The sequence below is a fragment of the Reyranella sp. genome (assembly GCF_030651995.1).
In the GTDB taxonomy this organism is placed as follows: Bacteria; Pseudomonadota; Alphaproteobacteria; order Reyranellales; family Reyranellaceae; genus Reyranella.
On sequence record NZ_JAUSBN010000009.1, the window covers coordinates 24,855 to 48,934 of the forward strand.

Annotated in this window: 17 protein-coding genes and 1 pseudogene; 14 read left to right on the forward strand and 4 right to left on the reverse strand. The window is 67.7% G+C overall.

Annotated features, from left to right (window positions below; translation table 11 throughout):
* Nucleotides 1-15: 15 nt before the first annotated feature.
* The 5 genes from Q7V45_RS02705 to Q7V45_RS02725 all read left to right on the forward strand — a co-directional run bounded on the left by Q7V45_RS02705 (nucleotide 16) and on the right by Q7V45_RS02725 (nucleotide 5,744).
* Nucleotides 16-570, forward strand: coding sequence for a DinB family protein (locus Q7V45_RS02705; RefSeq protein ID WP_304846560.1), 555 nt, complete (start codon nucleotides 16-18; stop codon nucleotides 568-570).
* Complete coding sequence (locus tag Q7V45_RS02710; RefSeq protein ID WP_304846563.1) at nucleotides 570-1,691, forward strand: alpha/beta fold hydrolase; 1,122 nt, start codon at nucleotides 570-572, stop codon at nucleotides 1,689-1,691. Before Q7V45_RS02705 ends, Q7V45_RS02710 begins: the two co-directional genes overlap by 1 nt.
* A 6-nt stretch (nucleotides 1,692-1,697) precedes the next feature.
* On the forward strand, nucleotides 1,698-2,369 hold the full coding sequence (locus Q7V45_RS02715; RefSeq protein WP_304846566.1) for a nitroreductase: 672 nt from the start codon (nucleotides 1,698-1,700) through the stop codon (nucleotides 2,367-2,369).
* Nucleotides 2,370-2,454: 85 nt separating this feature from the next.
* A complete protein-coding gene (gene acs / locus Q7V45_RS02720) occupies nucleotides 2,455-4,392 on the forward strand; it encodes an acetate--CoA ligase (RefSeq protein ID WP_304846569.1) in 1,938 nt (645 codons plus the stop codon).
* Between the two features lie 8 nt (nucleotides 4,393-4,400).
* Nucleotides 4,401-5,744: an amidase gene (locus tag Q7V45_RS02725; protein ID WP_304846572.1), complete on the forward strand. Its 1,344-nt coding sequence runs from the start codon at nucleotides 4,401-4,403 to the stop codon at nucleotides 5,742-5,744.
* A 34-nt stretch (nucleotides 5,745-5,778) separates the two neighbouring features.
* Here the strand turns inward: Q7V45_RS02725 and Q7V45_RS02730 are convergent, their stop codons facing one another.
* Both Q7V45_RS02730 and Q7V45_RS02735 read right to left on the reverse strand, forming a co-directional pair.
* Nucleotides 5,779-6,414 (reverse strand): flavin reductase family protein, encoded by a 636-nt coding sequence (locus Q7V45_RS02730; protein ID WP_304846575.1) that lies wholly within the window; start codon nucleotides 6,412-6,414, stop codon nucleotides 5,779-5,781.
* Nucleotides 6,415-6,424: 10 nt separating this feature from the next.
* Complete coding sequence (locus Q7V45_RS02735; RefSeq protein WP_304846578.1) at nucleotides 6,425-7,615, reverse strand: NAD(P)/FAD-dependent oxidoreductase; 1,191 nt, start codon at nucleotides 7,613-7,615, stop codon at nucleotides 6,425-6,427.
* A 66-nt stretch (nucleotides 7,616-7,681) separates the two neighbouring features.
* Here Q7V45_RS02735 and Q7V45_RS02740 point away from each other — a divergent pair, with 66 nt between their 5' ends.
* The 7 genes and pseudogenes from Q7V45_RS02740 (at nucleotide 7,682) to Q7V45_RS02770 (ending at nucleotide 12,863) form a co-directional block, all read left to right on the forward strand.
* Nucleotides 7,682-8,260, forward strand: coding sequence for an SCO family protein (locus tag Q7V45_RS02740; RefSeq protein ID WP_304846581.1), 579 nt, complete (start codon nucleotides 7,682-7,684; stop codon nucleotides 8,258-8,260).
* 76 nt (nucleotides 8,261-8,336) lie between these two features.
* Complete coding sequence (locus Q7V45_RS02745; protein WP_304846585.1) at nucleotides 8,337-9,557, forward strand: polyhydroxyalkanoate depolymerase; 1,221 nt, start codon at nucleotides 8,337-8,339, stop codon at nucleotides 9,555-9,557.
* Between the two features lie 105 nt (nucleotides 9,558-9,662).
* Nucleotides 9,663-9,767: pseudogene (locus Q7V45_RS02750) on the forward strand (small-conductance mechanosensitive channel); the annotation flags it as partial.
* Between the two features lie 51 nt (nucleotides 9,768-9,818).
* Nucleotides 9,819-10,676 carry a metallophosphoesterase gene (locus tag Q7V45_RS02755; RefSeq protein ID WP_304846588.1) on the forward strand — a complete coding sequence of 286 codons (858 nt, stop codon included), beginning with the start codon at nucleotides 9,819-9,821 and terminating at the stop codon, nucleotides 10,674-10,676.
* A gap of 75 nt (nucleotides 10,677-10,751) precedes the next feature.
* Nucleotides 10,752-11,138, forward strand: coding sequence for a YciI family protein (locus tag Q7V45_RS02760; protein WP_304846591.1), 387 nt, complete (start codon nucleotides 10,752-10,754; stop codon nucleotides 11,136-11,138).
* Complete coding sequence (locus Q7V45_RS02765; RefSeq protein WP_304846595.1) at nucleotides 11,135-12,376, forward strand: RNA polymerase sigma factor; 1,242 nt, start codon at nucleotides 11,135-11,137, stop codon at nucleotides 12,374-12,376. Before Q7V45_RS02760 ends, Q7V45_RS02765 begins: the two co-directional genes overlap by 4 nt.
* A 76-nt stretch (nucleotides 12,377-12,452) precedes the next feature.
* A complete protein-coding gene (locus tag Q7V45_RS02770; RefSeq protein WP_304846598.1) occupies nucleotides 12,453-12,863 on the forward strand; it encodes a glyoxalase/bleomycin resistance/extradiol dioxygenase family protein in 411 nt (136 codons plus the stop codon).
* 22 nt (nucleotides 12,864-12,885) lie between these two features.
* Here Q7V45_RS02770 and recQ read toward each other — a convergent pair whose 3' ends face one another.
* A complete protein-coding gene (gene recQ / locus Q7V45_RS02775; protein WP_304846601.1) occupies nucleotides 12,886-14,703 on the reverse strand; it encodes a DNA helicase RecQ in 1,818 nt (605 codons plus the stop codon).
* A gap of 158 nt (nucleotides 14,704-14,861) precedes the next feature.
* Between recQ and Q7V45_RS02780 the strand changes: the two genes are divergently transcribed.
* Together Q7V45_RS02780 and Q7V45_RS02785 are read left to right on the forward strand one after the other, a co-directional pair.
* Nucleotides 14,862-15,101, forward strand: coding sequence for a DUF3309 family protein (locus Q7V45_RS02780; RefSeq protein ID WP_304846604.1), 240 nt, complete (start codon nucleotides 14,862-14,864; stop codon nucleotides 15,099-15,101).
* Between the two features lie 103 nt (nucleotides 15,102-15,204).
* Nucleotides 15,205-15,339 (forward strand): hypothetical protein, encoded by a 135-nt coding sequence (locus Q7V45_RS02785; protein WP_304846607.1) that lies wholly within the window; start codon nucleotides 15,205-15,207, stop codon nucleotides 15,337-15,339.
* A gap of 1 nt (nucleotide 15,340) precedes the next feature.
* Here the strand turns inward: Q7V45_RS02785 and Q7V45_RS02790 are convergent, their stop codons facing one another.
* A complete protein-coding gene (locus tag Q7V45_RS02790) occupies nucleotides 15,341-23,881 on the reverse strand; it encodes a GH36-type glycosyl hydrolase domain-containing protein (protein ID WP_304846610.1) in 8,541 nt (2,846 codons plus the stop codon).
* Between the last annotated feature and the right edge of the window lie 199 nt (nucleotides 23,882-24,080).

The following is a 24,080-nucleotide window of genomic DNA, read 5'->3' on the forward strand; positions in this document are numbered from 1 at the left end:
GCGGACACGGGACCCATGGCGACGGGGCTTCCAGGCCATGCCGTCGCCATGGCCCGCAATAACATCTGGGCGAACCACCGGCTGCTGACGGCCTGCAAGGCGCTGACGCCGGAAGAGTTCGCCGCGCCGCGCACCAGCTTCTTCCCGTCGCTGCGCGCCACGCTCAATCATATCCTCTGGGTCGATCTCTATTACATCGACGCGCTGCACCGTGATCCGACGGTGCTGCAACGCTACCACGACCCGGTGCCCGACTTCCCCGACGCCGCCTCGCTCCATGACGCCCAGATCGCCAGCGACCGGCGGCTGCTGGCCTTCTGCGGGCGCCAGACCGACGCGAGTCTCGCCGAGGGCCTGTCGCTGCCGCGGCCCAACCGCACGCCGCCGCCGTCCAGCGTGATCTCGATCCTGGAACATCTCTTCCAGCACCAGACGCATCACCGCGGTCAGGCACACGCGATGCTGGCCGGGACGAGGGTGAAGCCGCCGCAGCTCGACGAGTTCTTCCTGGCCGGCGAGCAGCATCTGCGGCGCGACGAGCTGCTGGTGCTGGGGCTCGAGCCGAGCTGATGCGTCCGCGTTCCTCCTTCGCCGGTGCGGCCATCGAGGTGAGCGACCTCGCGCGCTCGGTGGCCTTCCATCGCCTGTGGCTGCCGATGCTGGGCTTCCATCGCGTCTGGGCCAGCCCCGACCGGGTGATGTGGTCGCGCGGCTACGACCACTTCGTGATGCGCCAGGCCAAGGACGGCATCTCCTATGGACCGGGTGCGCTGTGGCTCGCGGTCTCGGCCGAAAGCCGTGGCCAGGTCGACCAGGTGTTCGCCGAGCTGCGCGATGCCGGGGCGGAGATCATCCAGCCACCGCAGGAACTCGACTATCTCGCCCCCGGCTATTATTCGGTGGGCTTCCGCGATCCCGACGGCGTGCCCATCGAAGTCATGCACCGCTGGGACGACCTGCCCGACGTTCCCGATGCCGAGCCGGTGCGCGTCCCTGGTCACGGCGTCAGCCTGGGTGGCTATTTCTTCAAGCCGGTGGCCGGCCAGCCGCCCTATCCGGCGCTGATCCTGCTGCACGGCTTTGCCGGCCATGCCCACAACATGGTGGGCCTGGCACGCGCGGCCGCGGCCAACGGCTATGCCGCCCTCGCGCTGTCCCTGCGCGGCTGGCTGGGCTCGGAGGGCGAGAACGACCAGGGCCTGCGCCAGCCGCTCGACGTATTGGCGGCCATCGACTGGCTGGCCAAGCGCCCCCTGGTCGATCGTGACAGGATTGCGCTGGTCGGCGCCTCGATGGGCGGCCAGGTGGCGCTGCTCGCTGCGGCCCACAAGCCGCCGGTGCGCGCCGTCGCCGCCTTCTTCGCGCCCACGGATCTGGCGCGCTGGCGCGAGGCCAATCCCTACATGCGCGACTATCTCGACGATCTGTGCGGGCCCGAAGGCCTGCCGGTGCGCTCGCCGATCCTGCGGGTCGCGCAGATCGACGCCCCCGTCCTGCTGCTGCACGGCGACCGCGACGAGAACGTGCCGGTCGACCAGTCGCTCGCCATGGCCGAGGCGCTGCGCACTCATGGCAAGGAGGCCGAGGCCGTCGTGATCCCCGGCGCCACCCACTATTTCACCGAGCAGCAGAACGCCGCCGCGCGGCGCACGCTGTTCGACTTCCTGCGTCGTCACCTCACCCGGAGCTAGCCGTCCATGCGTGTGTCAGAAGCCGTCAATTCCCGCCGCTCCATGCGCGTCTTCAAGCCCGATCCCGTGGCCAAGACCGACATCGAATGGATCATAGAGAACGCCAACCGCTCGGCCTCGAACGGCAACCTGCAGCCCTGGAAGCTCTACGTGACCATGGGCGCGGCGCGGAAGCGACTCTCCGCGGCGATCCTGAAGGCCATGGACGAGGGCGATAACGGCCCCGGCGCCGAATACAACGTCTATCCGCAGGAATTCACGCCGGTCTACGACGCGCGCCGCAAGCTGGTCGGCAAGCAGCTCTACACCCTCCTCGGCGTGCCGCGGGGCGATGCGGCCGGCATGCTGAAGCAGTTCCGCAAGAACTACGAGTTCTTCGACGCGCCGGTCGGCATGATCCTCTGCGTCGAGAAGCGCATGGGCAACGGCCAGTGGATCGACTGCGGCATCTTCCTCGACCAGCTCATGCTGCTGGCGCGCGAGAAGGGCCTGCACACCTGCCCGCTGGCCGCCTTCAGCCGATACCAGCATGTGGTACGCCGCGAGCTCAAGATCCCCGACGACCAGACCGTGATCTGCGGCCTGGCACTGGGCTATGCCGATCCCGACGTGGCGCCCAACAGCCTGATCACCGACCGCGCGCCGATCCAGGACTTCACGACCTGGATCAGCGAGTGACGCCCAAAGTCGAATTGCCGAGCCCGGCGGCTGCGGGCTAGAACGCAGGTAATTCAAGGCACTAAGCCGAAGCCGGAGGAAAGCCATGGCTGATGAAGTGATCGCCGTCAGCGCGGACTGGGCCAAGCGCGCCTATGTCGACGAGGCCAGGTACAAGGCGATGTACGAGGCCTCGATCGCCGACCCCGCCAGCTTCTGGAACGAGCACGGCAAGCGGATCGACTGGATCAAGCCCTACAGCCCGGCCGCCGTGCGCGACGTCGACTATAGCGGCGACGTTCGCATCCGCTGGTTCCACGACGGCGTCTTGAACGTCTCGGCCAACTGCATCGACCGGCACCTCAGCCATCGCGCCGACCAGACCGCCATCATCTGGGAAGGCGACGATCCGGCGAAGTCCGAGAAGATCACCTATCGCAAGCTGCACGACGAAGTCTGCCGCATGGCGAATGCGCTCAAGGAACTCGGCGTCAGGAAGGGCGATCGCGTCACCATCTACCTGCCGATGATCCCCGAGGCGGCCTATGCGATGCTGGCCTGCACGCGCATCGGCGCCATCCATTCCGTCGTGTTCGGCGGCTTCTCGCCCGACAGTCTCGCCAACCGCCTGGTCGACTGCGACAGCAACGTCGTGATAACGGCCGACGAAGGCTTGCGTGCGGGCAAGCACGTACCGCTCAAGGCCAATTGCGACGAGGCGCTCAAGAAGGCGCCCGGCGTGAAGAAGGTCTTGGTGGTGAAGCATACCGGCGGCAAGGTCGACTGGGACGCTGGCCGCGATGTCTGGTGGCACGAGATCGCGGCGAAGGTGCCGGCCGACTGTGCGCCCGAGCCGATGGGCGCCGAGGATCCGCTGTTCATCCTCTATACGTCGGGCTCGACCGGCAAGCCGAAGGGCGTGCTGCACACGACCGGCGGCTACATCGTCTATGCGTCGATGACCCACCAGTACGTGTTCGATTATCACGACGGCGACGTCTACTGGTGCACCGCCGACGTGGGCTGGGTCACCGGCCACAGCTACATCCTGTACGGGCCGCTGGCCAACGGCGCCACGACCCTGATGTTCGAGGGCGTGCCCAACTATCCCGACACCAGCCGCTTCTGGCAGGTGATCGACAAGCACCAGGTGAACATCTTCTACACCGCGCCCACCGCCATCCGTGCGCTGATGCGCGAGGGCGAGGCGCCGGTGAAGAAGACGAGCCGCAAGAGCCTGCGCCTGCTGGGCTCGGTCGGCGAACCGATCAATCCCGAGGCATGGCTGTGGTATCACCGGGTGGTCGGCGACGGCCGCTGCCCGATCGTCGACACCTGGTGGCAGACCGAGACGGGCGGCATCCTGATCACGCCGCTGCCCGGTGCCACGGCGCTCAAGCCCGGCTCGGCGACCCTGCCCTTCTTCGGCGTGCAGCCGGTGATGGTCGATGCCGACGGCAACGAACTGCAAGGTCCCTGCACCGGCAATCTCTGCCTGATCAATTCCTGGCCGGGCCAGATGCGCACCGTCTATGGCGATCACCAGCGCTTCATCGAAACCTACTTCAAGACCTATCCCGGCAAGTACTTCACCGGCGACGGCGCCCGTCGCGACGAGGACGGCTACTACTGGATCACCGGCCGGGTCGACGACGTGATCAACGTCTCGGGCCATCGCATCGGCACCGCCGAGGTCGAGAGCGCGCTGGTCGCCAACACCAAGGTGGCCGAGGCCGCCGTGGTCGGCTTCCCGCACGACATCAAGGGGCAGGGCATCTACGCCTACGTCACCCTGAAAGCCGGCCAGCACCCCTCCGACGAGCTGCGCACGGAACTGGTCGCCTGGGTGCGCAAGGAGATCGGCCCGATCGCCACGCCCGACGTGATCCAGTGGGCGCCCGGCCTGCCCAAGACCCGCTCGGGCAAGATCATGCGCCGCATCCTGCGCAAGATCGCCGAGAACGATTTCAGCAACCTGGGCGACACGTCCACGCTCGCCGACCCGATGGTCGTCGACGATCTCGTGAAGCACCGCGGCAAGTAAGGAAGAAGATGGCCAACCCGACGATTACCCAGCTCGCCGCGGACCTGGCCGGCGGCCGTACCACCTCGCGCAGGCTCACCGAAGAGGCGCTGGCGCGCATCGATGACTCCAAGGGCGAAGGCAAGCGCGCCTTCGTGAAGGTCTGGAAGGACCAGGCGCTGGCCGCGGCCGACGCGAGCGATGGCCTGCGCAAGGCGGGCCTCGTGCCGTCGCCGCTCGCCGGCATCCCGGTGTCGATCAAGAATTTGTGCGACGTCGCGGGCGAAACGACGCTGTCCGGCTCGAAGGCGCTCGACGATGCCAAGCCCGCCGCCGTGGACGCACCGGTGGTGGCGCGCCTGCGCGCCGCCGGCGCGGTGATCGTCGGCAGCACCAACATGAGCGAGTTCGCCTTCTCGGGCGTCGGCTTCAACCCGCATTACGGCACGCCGGGCAATCCGGCCGACCGCACGCGCGTGCCGGGCGGCTCCTCGGCCGGCGCCGCCGTTTCGGTGGCCGACCGTATGGCTGTCGCGGCGCTGGGCACCGACACCGGCGGCTCGGTACGCATTCCCGCCGCGGTCTGCGGGCTGGTGGGCTTCAAGCCGACGGCGCGCCGCGTGCCGATCGACGGCGTCGTCCCGCTCTCGACCTCGCTGGATTCGATCGGGCCGCTCGCCAACTCGGTCGAGGATTGCGCCCTCGTCGACGCCGTCTTCGCCGCCGAGCCGATCTCGGTTCCTGACGCGGCGCCGCTCGCCGGACTTCGCTTCGCCATCCCGAAGCACTTCGTGATGGATGAGCTCGACGCGACGGTCGCGAAGGCTTTCGAGCGCGCCTGCAAGGCCTTGGCGGCCAGCGGCGTGAGGATCGAGGAGATCGATCTCGCCGAGCTGAACGAGCTGCCGGCCATCAATGCCAGGGGTGGGTTCGCCGCGTCCGAGGCCTATGCCTGGCACAAGGAGCTGATCGCCCGCCGCGGCCCGGACTACGACCCGTTCGTCCATCCGCGCATCATGCGCGGCAAGGACATGACCGCCGCCGATTACATCGAACTGCTGGCGAAGCGCGCCGACCTCTGCCGCCGCGTCTCGGCCATCACCTCGAACTACGACGCGGTGATCATGCCGACCTGCGCCATCGTGGCGCCGACAATCGAGGAAGTGTCGACGCCCGAGGGCTTCACCAGGAAGAACCTGCTGCTGCTGCGCAACACCACGGTCGGCAATTTCCTCGACCGCTGCGGCATCAGCCTGCCCTGCCACGCGGCCGGCGAGCTGCCCGTCGGCTTCATGCTGATGGGCGAGGCCATGGCCGACAAGCGCGTGCTCGCGATGGCGCGGTCAGTGGCGCCGGTCGTCGCGGGTCATTGATACCGCAGCAAGGGTCCTTCGCTCTATTGATCTCTCACTGAAACCGAGGATCGTCCGGACGCCGCATCTTCCAGACGTTCTCGACCGTCGTGTATTCGCTGTAGCCCAGCCGCGCGACCGGCTTCATCGCCAGGATGTCGATGCGGCCGTCCTTGATGATGGCGTCGTCGATGTGGATGCCGACCACCTGGCCCAGCACGATCGAGCCGCGCTTGGCCTCGTGACCCGGCTCTTCCGGCAGTTCGATCGTCTTCCAGTACTTGCACTCGAGCGCGACCGGTGATTCCTTGACCCGCGGCGGCTTCACGAAGCGGCAGGGCTCCGGCGTCAGGCCGGCGAGCTTCATCTCGTCGATGCCGTAGGCCACCATCGCCGTGGTGATGTTCATCTTCTCGCTCATCTCCGCGGTCACCATGTTGACCACGAACTCGCCGGTCTCCTCGGCGTTCATGCGGCTGTGCTTGGTCGGCGTGTCGCCGTAGGTGCCGGTGATGGCGAAATAGACCATCGGCGGGAACTCGCCGACGCCGTTGTAGAAGCTGTAGGGGGCGAGATTGACCCTGCCCTGGCCGTCGATGGTCGAGATCCAGCCGATCGGCCGCGGCACGATCAGCGCCTTCAGCGGATCCTGCGGCAGTCCATGGTCGCGCTTGGCGGCATCGTAGAACATCTGTCTTTCCTCACCCGAATTTCACTGGTGGTGTCTGCACTGTCGGCGCCGCCGCATCAAGGATCGCCTGCCGGTCGCCCGACCGCGGCGGATAGATGCGCTCGCGATTGATCAGCTCCTTGGTTCGCTTGGCCTTGGCGCCGCGCGACACCAGCTTGCGCTCCCAGCCCTCGGTGTAGAGCGCGCCCCAGGAGCCGAGATCGAGGATGGTCGTGTACCAGGCGATGGAAAGCGGCAACATCGGCCGCCCGAGCAGGTCACAGACCGCATTGTGGCCGGCGAAGCGGCCCATCGGCCGCGCATGCTGGCAGGACATGACGCAGCCATGGATGCCGTCGATCGGGAACGCCGCCGCGTCACCCGCCGCGAACTCGGCGTCGAAGCCCCTGATCTTCAATGTCGCATCGACCGGCAGGCGGTCGAGACGATCGCGCTCCACCGGGAAGGCCGCGGTGAGGGGATGGGCCCGCATGCCGGCACACCACACGACCGTTTCCGCCTCGATGCGCTCGCCGCCCTGCAAGGTCGCGCCCCCGGCATCGACGGCCGCGACCGACACGCCACCGCGCCTCTCGACGCCCAGTGCCTGCAGCGCCTCCTCGATGACCGGGACGGCCTGTTCGCCCATGTCCGAGCCGATGCGCGGCGCATGGTCGGCCAGGATGACACGCGGCGCGACAATGCCGGCGGCGCGCAGCTTGGCCGGCATCTCGGCCGCAGCCTCGATGCCGGTCAGGCCACCGCCCACGACCAGCACGGTCGAGCCGCCGGCCGGCAGCTTCGCGATGTGATCGTTGAGCCGCATCGCCGCTTCGTAAGTGTCGACATCGATTCCATGCTCGGCGAGGCCCGGTATCCGTGGCCGCGCAAGCCGGCTGCCGAGCGCGAAGATCAGCCGTTCGTAGCCGATCTGCTGCGATGTACCCGCTGCCTCGAAGGTCACCGTGCGTTTCGCGACGTCGATGCTGGTCACGGCGCCGTGGAGGCGTCGCACGCCGACCGGCGCCAGTACGTTGTCGAGCGCCACGCGCGTATCCGAGAGATCGGCCTCATAATTGCGCACGCGGATCGAATGCCAGGGCGTGTCGCTCAGCAGGGTGATCTCGATGTCGGCGCCCAGCATCTCGCGCGCCCGCGCGGCCGCCAGCGCACTCCACAATCCGGCGAACCCGCCGCCGAGTACCAGAATCCGGCTCGTCATCACGTGAGGTTGTGCGACGAGCGGTCCGGCTTGTCGAGCCGGCCGCGACGGCCCATGTTTCGCGCCATGTCACGCACCATGAAGGCGCTCCTCGGTGTCTGGATCGCGGCGCTCGTCGTTGCGGCCGGCTGGATCGGTTGGGATGCCACGCAGGGCGGGAAACCGTCGATCGGCGGGCCGTTCCAGCTCGTCGACCAGGATGGCCGCCCCTTCTCAAGCGATCAGCTCAAGGGCAAGCCGACGTTGATCTACTTCGGTTTCACCTATTGTCCCGACGTCTGCCCGACCTCGTTGCTGTTGATGGAGACGGCAGTCGAGAAGCTGGGACCGGACGCGGCCAAGAAGGTGAACGTCGTCTTAATCACCATCGATCCGGAGCGCGACACGCCGGAGCTGCTGAAGGGCTATGTTCCGAACTTCGGGCCGGGGATCATCGGGCTCACCGGAACGCCCCAGCAGATCGCCAATGTGGCCAAGGCCTATCGCGTCTATTACCAGAAAGTGCCCGGCAAGGAGGGTTCGCCCTACCTCATGGACCACTCCTCGATCGTCTACCTGCTCGATCGCAACGGCCGCTTCGTGACCCACTTCACCCATGACGCCAAGGCCGAAACCATCGCCAAGGCCGTGGGGCGCCTTCTTTAAGTCGTTGTTTTTACACGATTGTTGCGCCGCAATATGGACGTGACAAGGGCTCGCCGGAGCGTACAATCCGCGCCCCATGCTTTATCAAGCCTACGAAATCCAGCGGCAGCTCTCGGTCCCCCTCCGGGCGTGGGCCAACGCCCTCGAGCAGGTCTATTCCAGCCCCTACAATCCGTGGGCGGAAACCTGGGTCGGCAAGTCGATCGCCGCGGGCGCGGAGATCATGACGCGCCTCACCCAGAATTACGGCAAGCCGGCGTTCGGATTGAAGACGACGACGGTCGGCGACGAGACCGTGGCGGTCAACGAAGAGATCCTGCTGCGCAAGCCCTTCTGCCAGCTCCTCCATTTCCACCGCGACACCCCCCGTCGCGACCCCAAGGTGCTGGTGGTGGCGCCGATGAGCGGCCACTACGCGACCCTGTTGCGCGGCACGGTCGAGGCCTTGCTGCCCGACCATGACGTCCACATCACCGACTGGATCGACGCCCGCGAAGTGCCGCTCAGCCAGGGCAATTTCGCGCTCGACGACTATGTCGACTACGTCGCGGAGTTCTGCCGCTACCTCGGATCCGACGTCCACGTTATCGCCGTCTGCCAGCCCTCGGTGCCGGTGCTGGGCGCCGCCGCGCTGATGGCGGAGGCCAAGGATCCGCGCCAGCCCAAGTCGCTCACCCTGATGGGCGGCCCGATCGACACCCGCGTCAGCCCGACGGTCCCCAACGACCTCGCGATGCGCAACTCGATGATGTGGTTCCGGCATAACGTCATCTCGACGGTGCCGATCAACTATCCGGGCGCGCTGCGCCGCGTTTACCCTGGCTTCCTGCAGCTCACCTCGTTCATCAGCATGAACCTCGACCGCCATGTGAATGCGCACATGCGGCAGTTCGAGCATCTGGTGAAGGGCGACGACGATCCGGCGGACGCTCACCGCACCTTCTACGACGAATATCTCGCCGTGATGGATCTCAGCGCCGAGTTCTATCTCCAGACCATCGAGGTCGTTTTCAAGGAACACCTGCTGCCGCGCGGCGAATGGGTGAGCCGCGGCCGCAAGATCGATCCCTCCTTCATCGAGACCGCCCTGATGACGGTCGAGGGCGAGCTGGACGACATTTCGGGCGTCGGCCAGACCAAGGCGGCGCATGCGCTGACGCCCAACATCCCCGGCGCGCGGCACGTGCACTGGGAGCAGCCACGGGTGGGCCATTACGGCATCTTCAACGGCCGCAAGTGGCGCGAACAGATCATGCCACGCGTCCGCACCTTCATTCGCGAGAACGACGCCCGCTAGAGTCTTTCCGTCGTGAATTGAGCCGCAGAGTTCATGATCGATCGCTTCCTCATTCAAATGGGGAAGTGCCCCGTCATACGGGGCGATGGCGCCCGCTACACCGTCCTCGGCGCCCTGGGTCTCGCCATCGGCGTGGCGCTGCAGGGAACCCTGATCAACCTCGCGACCTGCATCATTCTGGTGGTGTTCCGGCCGTTCCACATCGGCGACCGCGAGCCGGCCGCTGTGGAGCGCCAAACCGGATAGGGCTAGCATGGCCCCATGACCGACCTGCCCGTCGCTGTTTCCGAATGGAAGCCCGCCCCCTTCGATGTGAAAGGGGAGACGGTGTTCGCCATCGGCGACGTCCATGGCTGTGCGCCGGAACTCGGCGCGCTCCTGAAGTCCATTGCCGGACTGGCCGGCGAAGCCAAGGGCCGGCGCCGGCTGATCTATCTCGGCGACATGATCAACCGCGGCCCCGACAGCGCCGGTGTCCTCGAACTATGGGCTCGGAACGAGGAGGCGCACGGGGTCGACCATGTCGACCGGCTGATGGGCAACCACGAGATCATGATGATGCTCACGGTCGTCGGCGGGCCGCACGCGCACAAGGCCGAGACCATGTGGCTCAGCAAGCGCATGGGCGGCCATATTCTCCTCGACGAGATGGCGGCTCGCGCCGGGCGCCCGGCGCCGCACGCCGACCAGGCGCTGCTGCACGACGCCCTCGGCGAGACGGTCGTGCACCGGCTGCAGGGCATGCGCTCGCATGTCCGGCTGGGCAACACGGTGTTCGTCCATGGCGGCCTCGACCCCCATGCCGAGCAAGACGAATTCCTCGGCAGGCCCTGGCTGATCTTCACCGAGGCGCGCTGGGCGTGGATCAATCACGGCTTCCTCGACTGGAAGCAGGGCTTCGGCGGCACGCTGGTGGTCCATGGCCACACGCCGCCCGACAAGCACACGGCGATCAGCGGCATGGAAGATCCGCACCTGTTCGAGGGCGACCGCCTGGGTCTCGACGGCGGCAGTGCGCGCACCGGTATCGTGACCGGCGCGCAGATCGAGGACGGCCGCTATCGCATCCTGAGGGCCGGCACTCCCTTCGAGACTCCCGTCTCTTCCGACGCCGGCTGAGCTGAAATAGTTCGGGCCCGCCTGTCGGCGAGAAGCTCGTTCCTGCGTCCTCTGTCCAACAGGAGCCGAAGATCCATGCTCTACGCCATCCTTTGCTACAACTCCGAGGAAGCCATCGGCGCGTGGTCCAGGGACCATCACGACGAGACCATGGCCAGGCTCTACGCGGTGAACGACAAGCTCGCCCGGCAAGGACGGCTGGGGCCGGTGGCCCGCCTCCTGCCGACGACGGCGGCCACGACCCTGCGCAAGGGGCGCGAGGAGATGGTGATCGACGGACCCTTCGCGGAGACCAAGGAACAGCTCCTCGGCTTCTACGTCATCGACTGCGCCTCGCTGGAGGAGGCGCTCGATACGGCGAAGGAACTCGCCAAGGCCAATCCCGGGACCGGCAGCTACGAGATCCGGCCGGTGGCCGAATTCCACCCCAGCCAGCTTCCTGAAAGCACGCCGGCCTCATGAACGATCTCGGCTGGATCGACCCGATTCTGGGCGCAGCCCGCCCCCGGGTGATGGGGGCGCTGCTGCGCTACTTCCGGACTCTCGATACCGCCGAGGAAGCCTTCCAGGAAGCCTGCCTGCGCGCGCTGAAGAGCTGGCCGCAGAACGGCCCGCCCCGCGATGCCGCAGCTTGGCTGATCCTGGTCGGCCGCAATGCCGCGATGGACCAGGTCCGCCGGCAGGCGAAGCAAACGGAATTGCCGGACGAGGCGGTGCTGTCGGACCTCGACGATGCCGAGGCCTCGCTGGCCGACCGGCTCGACGGCGAGCACTACAAGGACGATATCCTGCGGCTGCTGTTCATCTGCTGCCATCCCGAACTGCCCGCGACGCAGCAGATCGCGCTGGCCCTGCGCATCGTCTGCGGTCTCTCGGTGAAGCAGATCGCCCAGGCCTTCCTGGTGGGCGAGGCCGCCATGGAGCAGCGCATCACCCGCGCCAAGGCCCGCATCGGCAATGCGGGCGTCGCCTTCGAGACACCGGGCGCGCCGGAACGGGCGGAGCGGCTCGCCGCCGTTGCCGCCATGATCTACCTGCTCTTCAACGAAGGATATTCCTCGAGCAGCAGCCGCGAGGCCGAGGCGCGCAAGCCGCTGGCCGAGGAGGCGATCTGGCTGGGCCGCCTGCTGTTGCGCCTGTTTCCCGCCGAGCCGGAGATCATGGGCCTCACCGCGCTGATGCTCCTGCAGCGGGCGCGGGCGAAAGCGCGCTTCGACGGCGACGGCAATGTCGTCCTTCTCGAAGATCAGGATCGCAGCCTGTGGAGCCGGCCGCGCATCGCCGAAGGACTGGCGCTGATCGACAAGTCGATGCGCCACCGCCGGCCCGGCCCCTATCAGATCCAGGCCGCGATTGCGGCGTTGCATGCCCGGGCTCAACGCGCCGAGGACACGGACTGGGCCCAGATCGACCTGCTCTATGCCAATCTCGAACGACTGCAGCCCTCGCCCGTCGTGACGCTCAATCGCGCCGTCGCCGTCTCCAAGGTGAAGGGGCCCCAGGCCGCGCTCGAAATGCTCGAACCGCTCGGCGAGCGGCTGAAGGGCTATTTCTACTTCCATGGCGTCAAGGGAGCGCTGCTGGAGCAGCTTGAGCGGCCCCTCGAGGCCCGCGAGGCCTTCGGTCGTGCGATTGCGCTGGCCACCAGTCCGGCCGAGGCGGCGCATATCCGCCAGCATCTGGACCGGCTTTCCTGCTGAAAAAACTCCGGCTGGCGTGTCGGCTGCGAGCCCGGCCATTCGTCCTCGGCACGTGACATCAGCCAAGGAGACCGTCATGATCTCTGCCGTCCAGCCGCCTGTCCTCGGTGGCCCCTGTCCCTATCTTTCTGTCAGCAATGCCGCCAAGGCCGCCGAGTTCTATGTCGAGGCGCTGGGCGCCCACGAAGTCATGCGCATGCCGCCCGACGACAAGGGCCGCTACATGCACATCCATCTGGTGATCGACGGCGGATCGCTGATGCTGGCCGACGCCTTTCCCGAGCATGGCGCGCCGCTGGAGAAGCCTGCCGCCTTCACCCTCCACCTCCAGGTCGACGATGTCGACGCCGCCTTCGACAAGGCAGTGAAGGCCGGCGGCACCGTCGTGCTGCCGGTGCAGGACATGTTCTGGGGCGACCGCTACGGCCAGTTCCGCGATCCGTTCGGCGTTCTGTGGTCGATGGGCGCTCCGATCAAGAAGGGCTGACGGGCTTCGGTGTTCAACCCCGTCAGGACGCGCGAGGCTCCATGACGGCCAGGAATTCGGCCCCATAGCGTTCGAGCTTGGCATCGCCGATTCCATGAATCTCACGCATGGCGGCCAGGGTCGAGGGCCGGTGGGTGGCCAGCTCGACCAGAGTGCGGTCGGAGAAGACGACGTAGGCGGGCACGTTCTGCGCCCGAGCCAGCCGCGTGCGCAGCGTGCGCAGCGAGTCGAGCAGTTCGGTGTCGGCATCGCTCACGATCGGCGGCGCCGTGGCCCGCCCGCGGCGCTCCCCCTTGGACGTCGCCGACGATGCGATCTTGCGCAGCTCGACCTTCTGCCGACCCTTCAGGACGGCCCAGCCCTCGTCGGTGACCCACCAGCGTCCGTGCTCCATCAGGTCCTGGGTGATCAGCCCGACCGCCGAGAGCTGGCGGAAGATCGAACGCCAGTCGGCGGACTTGCGGTTCTTGCCGACACCGAAGGTCGGCAAGGCGTCGTGCTTGAATTTGGCGACATTGTCGGTGAGGTCGCCCGTCAGAATGGCGACGAGATGCTCCATGCCGAAACGTTCGCCGGTGCGCACGATGGCGGACATCGCTTTCTGGGCATCGATCGTCGCGTCGAACAGTTCCACGCCCTCGACGCAGAGATCGCAGTTGCCGCAGGGCTCCGACGCTTCGCCGAAATAGGCGAGCAGGGTCTGGCGCCGGCAGCGCGGCGCCTCGGCGAGCGCCAGCAGCGCATTCAGCCTCTGGCGTTCGATGCGCTTGCGCTCGTCGGAAGAATCGCCCTGCTCGATCTGCAGGCGGCGAAGCTGCATGTCGCCCAGCCCATAGAGCGTGAGCGTGTCGGCCGGCAGGCCGTCGCGGCCGGCGCGGCCGATCTCCTGATAGTAGGCCTCGACGTTGGACGGCAGGTCGGCGTGGCAGACGAAGCGCACGTCGGGCTTGTCGATGCCCATCCCGAAGGCGACGGTAGCGGTCATCACCAGCCCGTCCTCCTGCTGGAAGGCGTCCTGGTTGCGATCACGCACCGACTTCTCGAGGCCGGCATGATACGGCCGGGCGTTGATCCCCGCAGCCCTGAGGGTCTCGGCAAGCTCCTCGACCTTGCGGCGCGACGAGCAGTAGACGATGCCGCTCTCACCCGGATGGGCCTGCACGAAGGACAGGACCTGGCGTGTCGAACGCTCCTTCGGCTTGAACGCCAGCCGGAGGTTGGGACGGTCAAAGCTGCGCACGAACACGCGCGGCTCGGTGGCGAACAGTTTCTCGACGATGTCGCCCCGCGTCGGCGCGTCGGCGGTGGCGGTGAAGGCGAGGGTCTGCAGGCGGCCGCCGATCTGCCGCGCCAGATTGCCCAGCGTCAGGTACTCGGGCCGGAAGTCGTGCCCCCATTGCGAGACGCAGTGCGCCTCGTCGATGGCCATCATCGTGACCTGCGCCTCGGCCAGCATCTCGACCGTGTCGGGCCGCGCCAGGCGCTCCGGCGCGACATAGAGCAGGCGGAGCTCGCGGCGCCGCAGCAGGCCCATCACCCGCGCATTCTCGGTCGGCTCGTTGCTCGAATTGAGGCTGCCGGCCGCCACGCCGGCGGCGGTCAGCGCCTGGACCTGGTCGCGCATCAGCGCGATCAGCGGTGACACGACGAGGGTCAGGCCCGGTCGCGCGATTGCGGGAAGCTGGAAGCAGAGCGACTTGCCGCTGCCGGTCGGCATGACGGCCAGGACGTTCTCGCCGGCCAGCACGGCGCGCACGATTTCCTCCTGCCCGGGACGGAAGGCGTTGAATCCAAAAGCGGAATGCAGCAGCGCGCGGGCGTGGGAGAGGGGATCATCCATCGTCGGGGGCAACCTACCCCTGCGGGCCCGCCTGCGACCATGTGGAACGCCGTCGCTGGGGAGAGTTCTTCCCTTCGTACCGTACCGGATAAAGACCATTCCAAGGCGGAACCCGCACCCCCTGTGCTCGTTCATGTGCCAACAAAGAGGGGATACGCATGCTGGGATTGAGCCTCGCCGTCCTGTTGGCGGCGGCGGGAATCGTGGCCTTCCCGTGCTGGCGGCACAGCGCGGGGTGGGGGTTTGGCCCGAGTACCGTCGCCGGAGGCCTGCTTTTTCTGGTCGCAGCCTTCACCATCGGTGACCGTGTCATCCCTCATTCGCAGTCAGGGGCGTCGGAGCGCGCCCTCCCGCATCGCGCCCATTCGGTGGTGGCGCAGGGCGAGGCCCTCCGATAGCGGTCATCAATCGTACTTCGTCCATGAATGCGCGTAGGATCAACGCCATGGCCCGACGATCCGGAGATTTTCTCCGCCTCGACGCCAGGAAACCAACATTCCCATGTCCATGAAACATCGCCGCGGCAACCGCGAGACGAAGAAGCCCAAGCAGGACAAGGTCAAGGTCGTCGCGCCGACCTTTGCATCCTCCATGGCCTCCGCCGTGAAGCCGGCCGCTCCCGCCAAGCGCAAGTAGCTCAGCCCAGAGTCACCACGATGCTCCGCCGGGCGACCTCGTCGCTCAGGCGGATCACCGCCTTGCCGTCCGCCACCGGCTGCGTCGCGCCGTCTAACTCTAAGGCGACCACACCCCGGCTGACGCCGTCTGGATTGCGAACCACGATCTCATAAACCGAGCCGCGCAGGGTGAGGGTCATCTCGAAGCCTGGCCACGTCGTCGGCAGGCAGGGCGCGACCTCGAACCGGTCGCCCTTCACCGTGAGGCCCAGGATCGACTCGATGCCGGCGCGATGGAGCCAGCCCGCCGAGCCGGTGTACCAGGTCCAGCCGCCACGCCCGACATGTGGCGGCACCGAATAGACATCGGCTGCCGCGACATAGGGTTCGACCTTGTAGCGCAACACGCCGGCACGGGTCGCCGTGTGGTTGATCGGGTTGATCAGTGCGAAGACCTCGTGAGCCTTGTCACCCTGGCCCAGCGCCGCGAAGCCCATGATCGACCAGGCTGCCGCATGCGTGTACTGCCCGCCATTCTCGCGAATGCCGGGCGGGTAACCCTTGATGTAACCGGGATCGAGCGGAGTCTTGTCGAACGGCGGCGTGAACAGCAGCGCCAGCCGGTCGCCGCGATGCACGAGCATCCTGTCGAGGGCATCCATGGCCTGCGCCGCCCGCATGGGATCGGCCGCGCCGGAGATCGCGGCCCATGACTGGGCGATGGAATCGATGCGACACTCCTCGCTCGCAGCAGAACCGAGCGGCGTGCCGTCGTCATAGTAGCCGCGGCGGTACCAGGCGCCGTCCCAGGCTTCGCGGTCGAGCGCCGCCTTCAGCGCCTCGGCATGTGCGCTCCAGGCAGTCGCCCGACGCATCTCGCCACGGCTCTCGGCGACCGGTGCGAAGGCGCGGAGGGCCGCATACAGGAACCAGCCCAGCCAGACGCTCTCGCCACGTCCCTCTTCGCCCACCCGGTTCATGCCGTCGTTCCAGTCGCCGGTGCCGATCAGCGGCAGGCCGTGCGCGCCGGTCGCCAGGCTGAGATCGAGGCCGCGTGCGCAATGTTCGAACAGCGACGCGGTCTCGTCCGCTTGTTCCGGCTGAAAGTAGAGATCGTGCTCGCCCTCGCGCAGCGCCGGACCCTCGAGGAAGGAAACGGGCTCGTCGAGGATCGCGCCATCGCCGGTGGTCTCGACATAATGCGCGGCAACGGTGGCGAGCCAGGCCCGATCATCGGAGATGCGCGTGCGGACGCCCTGGCCCGCGATCGGGAACCACCAGTGCTGGACGTCGCCCTCGACGAACTGCCGCGACGCGGCGCGCAGGATGTGCGCGCGCGCCAGCTTAGGCATCGGCACGGACAGCGACATCGCATCCTGGAGCTGGTCGCGGAAGCCGTAGGCGCCGCTCGCCTGATAGAAGGCCGAACGGGCCCAGTAGCGACAGGCCAGCGACTGGTAGAGCAGCCAGCCGTTCAACAGGATGTCGGTCGCGGGATCGGGGGTCTTTACCTGTACCGTGCCCAGGACGCCGTCCCAGAATCCCACCGCCTCGCGATGCACGGCGGCCAGATCGGCAGCCCTGTACCGCGCAATCAACGCACGCGCCTCGGCCTCATCGGCCGCCTGGCCCAGGAAGCAGACGACCTCGTGCACGCCGCCCGGCTTCAGGTCGACAGTGGTCTGCAAGGCGGCGCAGGGATCGAGGCCGGCGCCGAGGCGCTGCGACAGCGGCAGATCGGCGCTGAGCGCGGCGGGATGGTCCATCCTGCCGTTGCGGCCGATGAATTCGCCGCGATCGCCCGTCCAGGCGGTCTGGCGCCCGGAGAGATCGGCAAACGCGACCCGGCCGCCATGATGGAGATTCCATCTGTTGCGCGCGAAGATCGCACCGGTCTCGCCATCCCGTTCAGTGACGACCGTGGGGCCGGAGGCGCCGCGAGCCAGGCCCAGGACCCACTCGACATAGGCGGTGACCGAAAGCCGGCGCGGCCGATCGGAGATGTTGCGAATGGTGAGCCGCGAAATCTTGAGGGAATCGCCCAAGGGGACGTATTGCAGCAGATCGAGGGCGATGCCGTTCGCCACCAGCTCGAACCGGCTGTAGCCGCGCCCGTGCCGCACGATATACGTCGCCTGCGCGAGCCGCACCGGCAGCGCCGTCGGCGTCCACAACTCGCCGCTGTCGAGGTCACGCACATAGAAGGCCTCGCCCGGCCGGTCGACCACCGGGTCGTTGGACCAGGGCGTGAGCTGGTTGTCGCGGCTGTTCTGCGACCAGGTGTAGCCGCCGCCGTCGGCCGCCACCTGAAAGCCAAACGACGCATTCGAGATCACGTTGATCCAGGGCGCCGGTGTCGACTGGCCGGGGCCGAGGACGGTGACGTACTCGCGGCCGTTGGGCGAGAAGCCGCCGAGTCCGTTGAAGAACTGCAGCGCCCCCAGCGCCACCGGCTGTGACGGCAATGGCTTCGGGCCGGCATGCGCCGCAAGGCCACGGCGGAGCGGTGGCGCCACGCCACGCGGCGACTTGAGGCGGTCGAGCTGGTCCGACAGGCTGCCACGGCCGCCGCGCATCACCACGCGGGCCAGGGCCAGCAGGAGTGCACGGGTCTCGGTCGAGATCAGATCGGTACGCAGGACGAAGACGGCGCCCGGTGCATCCTCGACCCCGAGATGGGTTCGGGACCGGCTGGCGCGAACCAGGGTCTCCAGCATGGATTGGAGATCCTGCACGTAGGAGGTGCTGCGCTCGTTCAGGATCACGAGATCGACCGACAGGCCCTTGAGTTGCCAGTACTCGCGTGCACGCAGGAGTTCGCGCACGATGCCGGTGTCCTCGATCTCCTCGACCCGAACCAGCACGATCGGCAGATCGCCCGAAATGCCTTGCGACCACAGGGTCGGCGGGGCGGCGAGGCCGCGCCGGATCGCGTCGGGCGATGAACGCAGTGCCGGATTGGCGTAGAGCACATGCCCCGCCAGACGCTGAAAGTAGCTCGCCTCCACCGCATCGATGTCGAGATGGCGAAGCTGAACCTGCGCCTGCGTCCAGGCGAGGGTCGTGGCGCGCGTGAAGGCATTGACGTCGAGATGGCGGTCGATCGCGTCGAGCAACGATTCGCGTGACGATGCCACCATCGTCCAGAAGGCGATCCGCGCCCTGCCGCCTGCGGGTACCCGCAGGCGCCGACGGAGCGCAAACACCGGATCGAGGACCGACCCGACCGTGCCGGAGAGCCGGCGACCATCGGTTGCCGCGATGGCGTCGCCGATCTCGTTGCCGCGACCGATGAAACGGGCGCGATCCGTCTCGACCTCGATCTCGCCCACGGCCACACCTTCCACCACCGTCAGGTGGGCCGCCCACAGTTCGGGCTCGCCCGGCCCGCGGCGCCGTCGCGTGGCCAGCAGTGCGCCGGTGGCCGGCAGATATTCGGTGTGCACGAACATCTTCGAGAAGGCCTGATGCGCCGCATCCGCGCCGCGCGGCGCCAGCACGATTTCGGAGTAGGACGTCAGCTCGACTGTACGCGGCACGCTACCGACGTTGGTCAGCGTGACGCGCCTGACCTCCGCGTCGTCTTCCGCGGAGACGACGACGTCGAGGCTGGTGACCAGCGTGCCATCGTGGCGAACGAACTCGGCGCGATCCTCCGCGAACATCACTTCGTAGCGATCGGGGGGCTGACCACACGGCTGGGCGGTGGCCGACCAGACGGCGCCGTTCTCGACGTCGCGCAGGAAGATGTAGCTTCCCCAGTCGTCGCGCGTCGTGTCCTCGCGCCACCGGGTCACCGCCTGGCTGCCCCACTGACTGTAGCCGGAGCCCGCCGCCGTCAGCATGACCGAATAGCGTCCGTTCGACAGGAGATGAACCGAGGGGCTGGGGGCGTGCGGATTGCGCAGGCGCCGCACCAGCGCCGGCTCGGTATCTCTCGCCAGCGCGCTGGCGCCGACTTCCTCGGCGCGCGGATGGGCGACCGCGACATCGCGCGGCGCCCGCTCCTGCAGCAGCAGCTCCGTCGCCTGGACTCCCGGCTCGGCATGGAAGCGTGATCGCATCACGCCGTCGAGCAAGGCGTTGGCAATGGCGACCACTGTCATGCCCTGGTGATGGGCCATGTAGGCAAGCACGAGCGCACGCGACTCGCCGTCCGGCAGGCGCGAGGGCGTGAAATCGAGCGCCTCGTAGAAGCCGTAGCGACCGCGCGCTCCGATGGCGGCCAGCCGTCCGAAATTGGCGGCGGCCGCCGCGGGATCGATCATGGCGGCCAGGCCGGTGGCATAGGGCGCAATGACGAGGTTCTCGCTCAGGCCGCGCTTGAAGCCGAGCCCGGGCACGCCGAAGTTCGAATACTGGTAGGTGAATTCCTTGTCGCGCGCGTTGTAGGCCGACTCCGATATCCCCCATGGCAGCCCGAGTTCGGTCGCGTATTGGATCTGCCGGCGGACGACGAGGCGGTTGGTCCTTTCCAGCAGACTGCCGAACGGCGCACGCATCACCAGCGACGGCATCAGATACTCGAACATCGATCCCGACCACGAAACCAGGGCCGCGCTGTGGGCGACCGGCGTTACTTCGCGCCCCAGCCGGAACCAGTGTCGTGCCGGAATGTCGCCCGCCGCGATGGCGACGAAGCTGGCCAGTCGCGCCTCGGAGGCAAGAAGGTCGTAGCAATTGACGTCGAGTCGGTCCTCGGCGACCAGGAAGCCGATCGACAACAATCGGCGGCGCTCATCGAACAGGAAGTCGAACTCCATGGCACTCGCCATGGCGCGCGCGGATGTCTCGAGCGTGAGCAGGCGACGGTCCAGATCGTCCCTCATCCCCTCGGTCCGGGCGTCGCGATGATGGCTGGCAATCGTGCGGTGAGCCGCCTCGATCCAGAACAACATGTCGGCGCTCTCCGGATCGGCACGCTCGCTCGCAAGCGTGCGTGCGAGATCCACGGCTGTCGCCGCCAGCGGCAGCACCGCTTCGAGTCGGAGGGGCGCCTCGGACAGCGCCGCCGCCAGCCCGTCGAACGCCCGAACGAGTTCGGGCCGCGTGACGAGATGGGTGCGGCGATCGTCAGACAGCGCCGCCAGAGCCTCGCGGGCGAGGTCGAGACTGTCGGAAGCGCCGCGCGCGCCATCGGGCTGCGCCGCGCCTCGTATGCGCCAGGCGCCACAGGCGTTGGCCAGCGCGATCAGGTGTCCGGCGAGGTTGCCGCTGTCCACCGTCGAGACGTAGCGCGGCTCGAGGGCACGCAGATCGCTCGTGTCGTACCAGTTGAAGAAGTGTCCGCGAAACCGCTGCATCCTCTCCATCGTCGCGAGGGTGGCCTCGAGGCGCTCCACCGCCTCGGCGGTGCCGATCCAGCCGAACTCGCGGGCAGCCGCCGTCGACAGGAGCAGCAGACCGAGATTGGTCGGCGATGTGCGATGCGCCACGACGGGAGTCGGTGCCTCCTGGAAGTTGTCCGGCGGCAGCATGTTGTCCGCCTCGGTGACGAACGTCTCGAAGAAGCGCCAGGTCTGGCGGGCAATGAGGCGTAGCGAGGCCGCCTCGGCGGGCTTGATTCGCAGGCTGCCGGCATCGCGGGGCGGGCGGCTCACCCAGTCGGCGACCGCGGGCGCCAGCAGCCAGGCCAGCACGAACGGGACGGCGACCGGCATCGCCGCCGCGGCGACGAGCCAGACCACGCCGGCGGCAACGAGCGCGACCACGACGCTTCCCGCCATCTTGCCGTAGAGGCCAGGCCACCCGGCCCGGACGCTTTGCTTGGATTGGGCGGCGGTGATCCATTCGAGGAGTCGGCGATGGCTGACCACGAGCCGGAACAACGTCCGGCCGATCGCGTCGGCCATCAGCCAGGCATGGTGACCCAGGAAGGTGACGAGCAGGGCGGTCTGCAAGGCAGCCGAGACGGCGTCGCTCCACAGCGCATCGAGATGACTGCGGGCGGTCACCTTCGCATGGCGCGGGAACAAGGCCGCTATTGCCGGCAGGAGCGTGGGCAGCGCGATGACCAGCAGCACGAAGCCCGTCCAGACCAGCGCGGCGGCGAGGGGTAGCGTCCAGCCCGCCAGCAGGGAGAGGACGGCCGCCGGCGCCGACAGCGTGCGACGCAGATTGTCGAACATTTTCCAGAAGCCGATGGCGGGCAGGAACTCCGCCCGCGCCCCGGGTCCCGTCGATTTCACGAGTCCCAACATCCACGGCAGAAGCTGCCAGTCGCCCCTCGCCCAGCGATGCTGGCGCGCCGCTGCCACGTCGTAACGCGCGGGAAACTCCTCGACGACCTCGATATCGGAGGCAAGGCCGGAGCGCGCGAAGGTCCCTTCGAACAGGTCGTGGCTCAGCATCATGCTGTCGGGAACGCGGCCCCGCAGCGACGCCTCGAACGCGTCGATGTCGTAGATGCCCTTGCCCGAATAGGAGCCCTCTCCGAACAGGTCCTGATAGACGTCCGACACGGCCGATGCGTAGGGATCGATGCCGCTGTTGTTGGAGAAGACGCGCTGGAAGCGCGAGCCCTCGGCACCGACCGGCAGCGAGGGCGTGACGCGCGGCTGGAGCACGCCGTAGCCTTCGACCACGCGGCGCCGGGTCACGTCCAATCGCGGCCGGTTCAGAGGATGGGCCATCTTTCCGACCAGGCGGACGATCGCGTCGCGCGGCAGGCGCGTATCGGAATCGAGGGTTACTACATAGCGCACGTCCGCGGGCAGCGCCCGGCTGGCGCCCGGCGCGACGACGAATGTCGTGCCTGTCGAACCGCGCAGCAGATGGTTGAGTTCGTGCAGCTTGCCGCGCTTGCGCTCCCAGCCGATCCAGGCGCCCTGCGCGTCATTCCATCCGCGCCGGCGATGAAGCAGGAAGAACCGGTCGACCCCCTGTTCCGCCGGATAGCGGCGGTTGAGGCGCGCGATACCCTCGACCGCGGTCGCGAGCAGGGCCGCGTCCTCAGGCATCGATTCGGCAGGCGCGTCCGTCCAGTCCGACAGCAGGGCGAAGTGAATCGCACCGGCCGGGTTGGAGAGGTGGTGGACCTCGAGGCTCTCGATCTGTTCCTCGATCGTCGCCTGCGTGGTCAGCAGGGTTGGAATTGCCACCACCGTCCGCAGATGCGCCGGCACGCCATTGCGCAGCTCGAGGCCGGGTAGCAGCGTGGCGCCAAAGCCTCCGGTGATCAGTCGGTTGACCAGGAGGAGCGCCGCATCCACCGCGGGCAACAGACCCGCGGCGGCCATCCCGAACAGCAGCGGCCCCTGGAGCCCCAGCAGCGACAGACCCAGCAGCGGCAGCAGGAGGACGATGGCGGCCGTGACGGCAACGCCCGCGACATAACCCGCCAGGCCGGTCCGCAGGAGCCGCCGCCGCACGGTCAGCCCCCTGGTGCGAAAGCCAACCGACCGTTCGAAAGCCCGGCGGCCGCTGCCGATCAGATGATAGCCAGGCTCGCGCCGCCGGCTGTCTCCGTCGTCGCCGACGGGGCAGTTCGCCGCCACGGCCAACGCGCGCCGGGCGATTTCCGGCTCGTCGAGCGCCGTGCCACGCGCAATCTGCTCGATGGCGGTGCGATAGAGGTTGCGGGTCGCAAAATCCATGTCGATGAAGACACCGCCGGTTCGCAGCACGTCATCGACCGGGCTCACCTCCTCGAAGAGCTTCGCCCAATCGACGTCGGAGACCAGCCGCATGCTCGTGATGATGTTGCGGACCGTGACGTTGGTCGCGCCCTGCAGCTGATGCTCGCGCCGTACCAGCTCGTCGGCGCTCGTCCCCTCGCGCGCCAGGCGCTTCTCGAGCCAGCCGACGGCCGGGGTCGTTTCGGGATCCTGGTCGCGCAGGCGATGGACGAGCTGGACGGCGAAGCCTTCGGAGAAGCCTGCTCGGTCATAGGGCTGGAGAGCCGCGGGGTCCGCCGCGTGATCCTGCAGCCCCAACAGGCGATTGGCGACGAGATCGGCCTGCTCGCGCTCCGCGCGCCGGTTGACGATGCGGCTGGCCGAACGACGCAGGTTCTCGACCAGGACGATGCGGAGCGTGATCGCGACGGCCCACAGCTCGCCGATGGTCAGCGGTTGGACCGTCTGGTACGCGCGCACGAAGCGGGTGAGCGTCTCGGGATCGAAGCGACTGTCGGTATGCGCCACGAAGGCCCACGCCAGGCCGAACACCCGCGGATAGCCGGCCAGGGGCCCTTCGCTGAGCTTGGGAAGCTGACGATAGTAGCCGGCGGGCAGGTCGGTACGGACCTCGCGGACCTGCTGCTCCACGAGATGGAAGTTGTCGAGGAGCCATTCGGCGGCGGGTGTAACCGTCCGGCCGGCATCGACGGTGGCCGCAATCGAACGATAGGCGTCCAGCAGTACGCGTTCGTTGTCGCGCAGACGGACGACGAGCGACTTGCCGGTGGTCAAGCCGGCATGGACGGGCTGGCTGGCCGCGAGGCTTTGGGCATGTTGCTCGAGCCGCTCGATGCCGAACAGCTCGCTGCGGATGGCGTCTTCGTCTGCCCGAATGGAAGCGGGTCGCGCGCGCCCGAAGGCGCGCCACGCGAACGATTTCAAGGAAATGAGGCCTTTCAGGCTAAGGCGTGCAAGCGACGAAAATTGATCTCGCGCACGCATGAAGCGCCCTCCGGCAAGCGGGGCCGCTATGAACGGTCTTCTACAGCAAACGGCCAGCGGCGACCAATCGCGCCAGCAGCGTCAACGCGAAACCTTCCCAACGGTTCCAGGGGACTATTCAAACTCTTTTTGCTATCGC

Bases quoted from the DNA above. Each gene is read 5' to 3' on its own strand.
- acs (WP_304846569.1), top strand. From the start codon at position 2,455: ATGGCTGATGAAGTGATCGCCGTCAGCGCGGACTGGGCCAAGCGCGCC.
- Q7V45_RS02780 (WP_304846604.1), top strand. From the start codon at position 14,862: ATGCTGGGATTGAGCCTCGCCGTCCTGTTGGCGGCGGCGGGAATCGTG.
- Q7V45_RS02765 (WP_304846595.1), top strand. From the start codon at position 11,135: ATGAACGATCTCGGCTGGATCGACCCGATTCTGGGCGCAGCCCGCCCC.
- Q7V45_RS02715 (WP_304846566.1), top strand. From the start codon at position 1,698: ATGCGTGTGTCAGAAGCCGTCAATTCCCGCCGCTCCATGCGCGTCTTC.
- Q7V45_RS02755 (WP_304846588.1), top strand. From the start codon at position 9,819: ATGACCGACCTGCCCGTCGCTGTTTCCGAATGGAAGCCCGCCCCCTTC.
- Q7V45_RS02705 (WP_304846560.1), top strand. From the start codon at position 16: ATGGCGACGGGGCTTCCAGGCCATGCCGTCGCCATGGCCCGCAATAAC.
- Q7V45_RS02770 (WP_304846598.1), top strand. From the start codon at position 12,453: ATGATCTCTGCCGTCCAGCCGCCTGTCCTCGGTGGCCCCTGTCCCTAT.
- Q7V45_RS02730 (WP_304846575.1), bottom strand. From the start codon at position 6,414: ATGTTCTACGATGCCGCCAAGCGCGACCATGGACTGCCGCAGGATCCG.
- Q7V45_RS02725 (WP_304846572.1), top strand. From the start codon at position 4,401: ATGGCCAACCCGACGATTACCCAGCTCGCCGCGGACCTGGCCGGCGGC.
- Q7V45_RS02760 (WP_304846591.1), top strand. From the start codon at position 10,752: ATGCTCTACGCCATCCTTTGCTACAACTCCGAGGAAGCCATCGGCGCG.
- Q7V45_RS02740 (WP_304846581.1), top strand. From the start codon at position 7,682: ATGTCACGCACCATGAAGGCGCTCCTCGGTGTCTGGATCGCGGCGCTC.
- Q7V45_RS02735 (WP_304846578.1), bottom strand. From the start codon at position 7,615: ATGACGAGCCGGATTCTGGTACTCGGCGGCGGGTTCGCCGGATTGTGG.
- Q7V45_RS02785 (WP_304846607.1), top strand. From the start codon at position 15,205: ATGTCCATGAAACATCGCCGCGGCAACCGCGAGACGAAGAAGCCCAAG.
- Q7V45_RS02745 (WP_304846585.1), top strand. From the start codon at position 8,337: ATGCTTTATCAAGCCTACGAAATCCAGCGGCAGCTCTCGGTCCCCCTC.
- recQ (WP_304846601.1), bottom strand. From the start codon at position 14,703: ATGGATGATCCCCTCTCCCACGCCCGCGCGCTGCTGCATTCCGCTTTT.
- Q7V45_RS02710 (WP_304846563.1), top strand. From the start codon at position 570: ATGCGTCCGCGTTCCTCCTTCGCCGGTGCGGCCATCGAGGTGAGCGAC.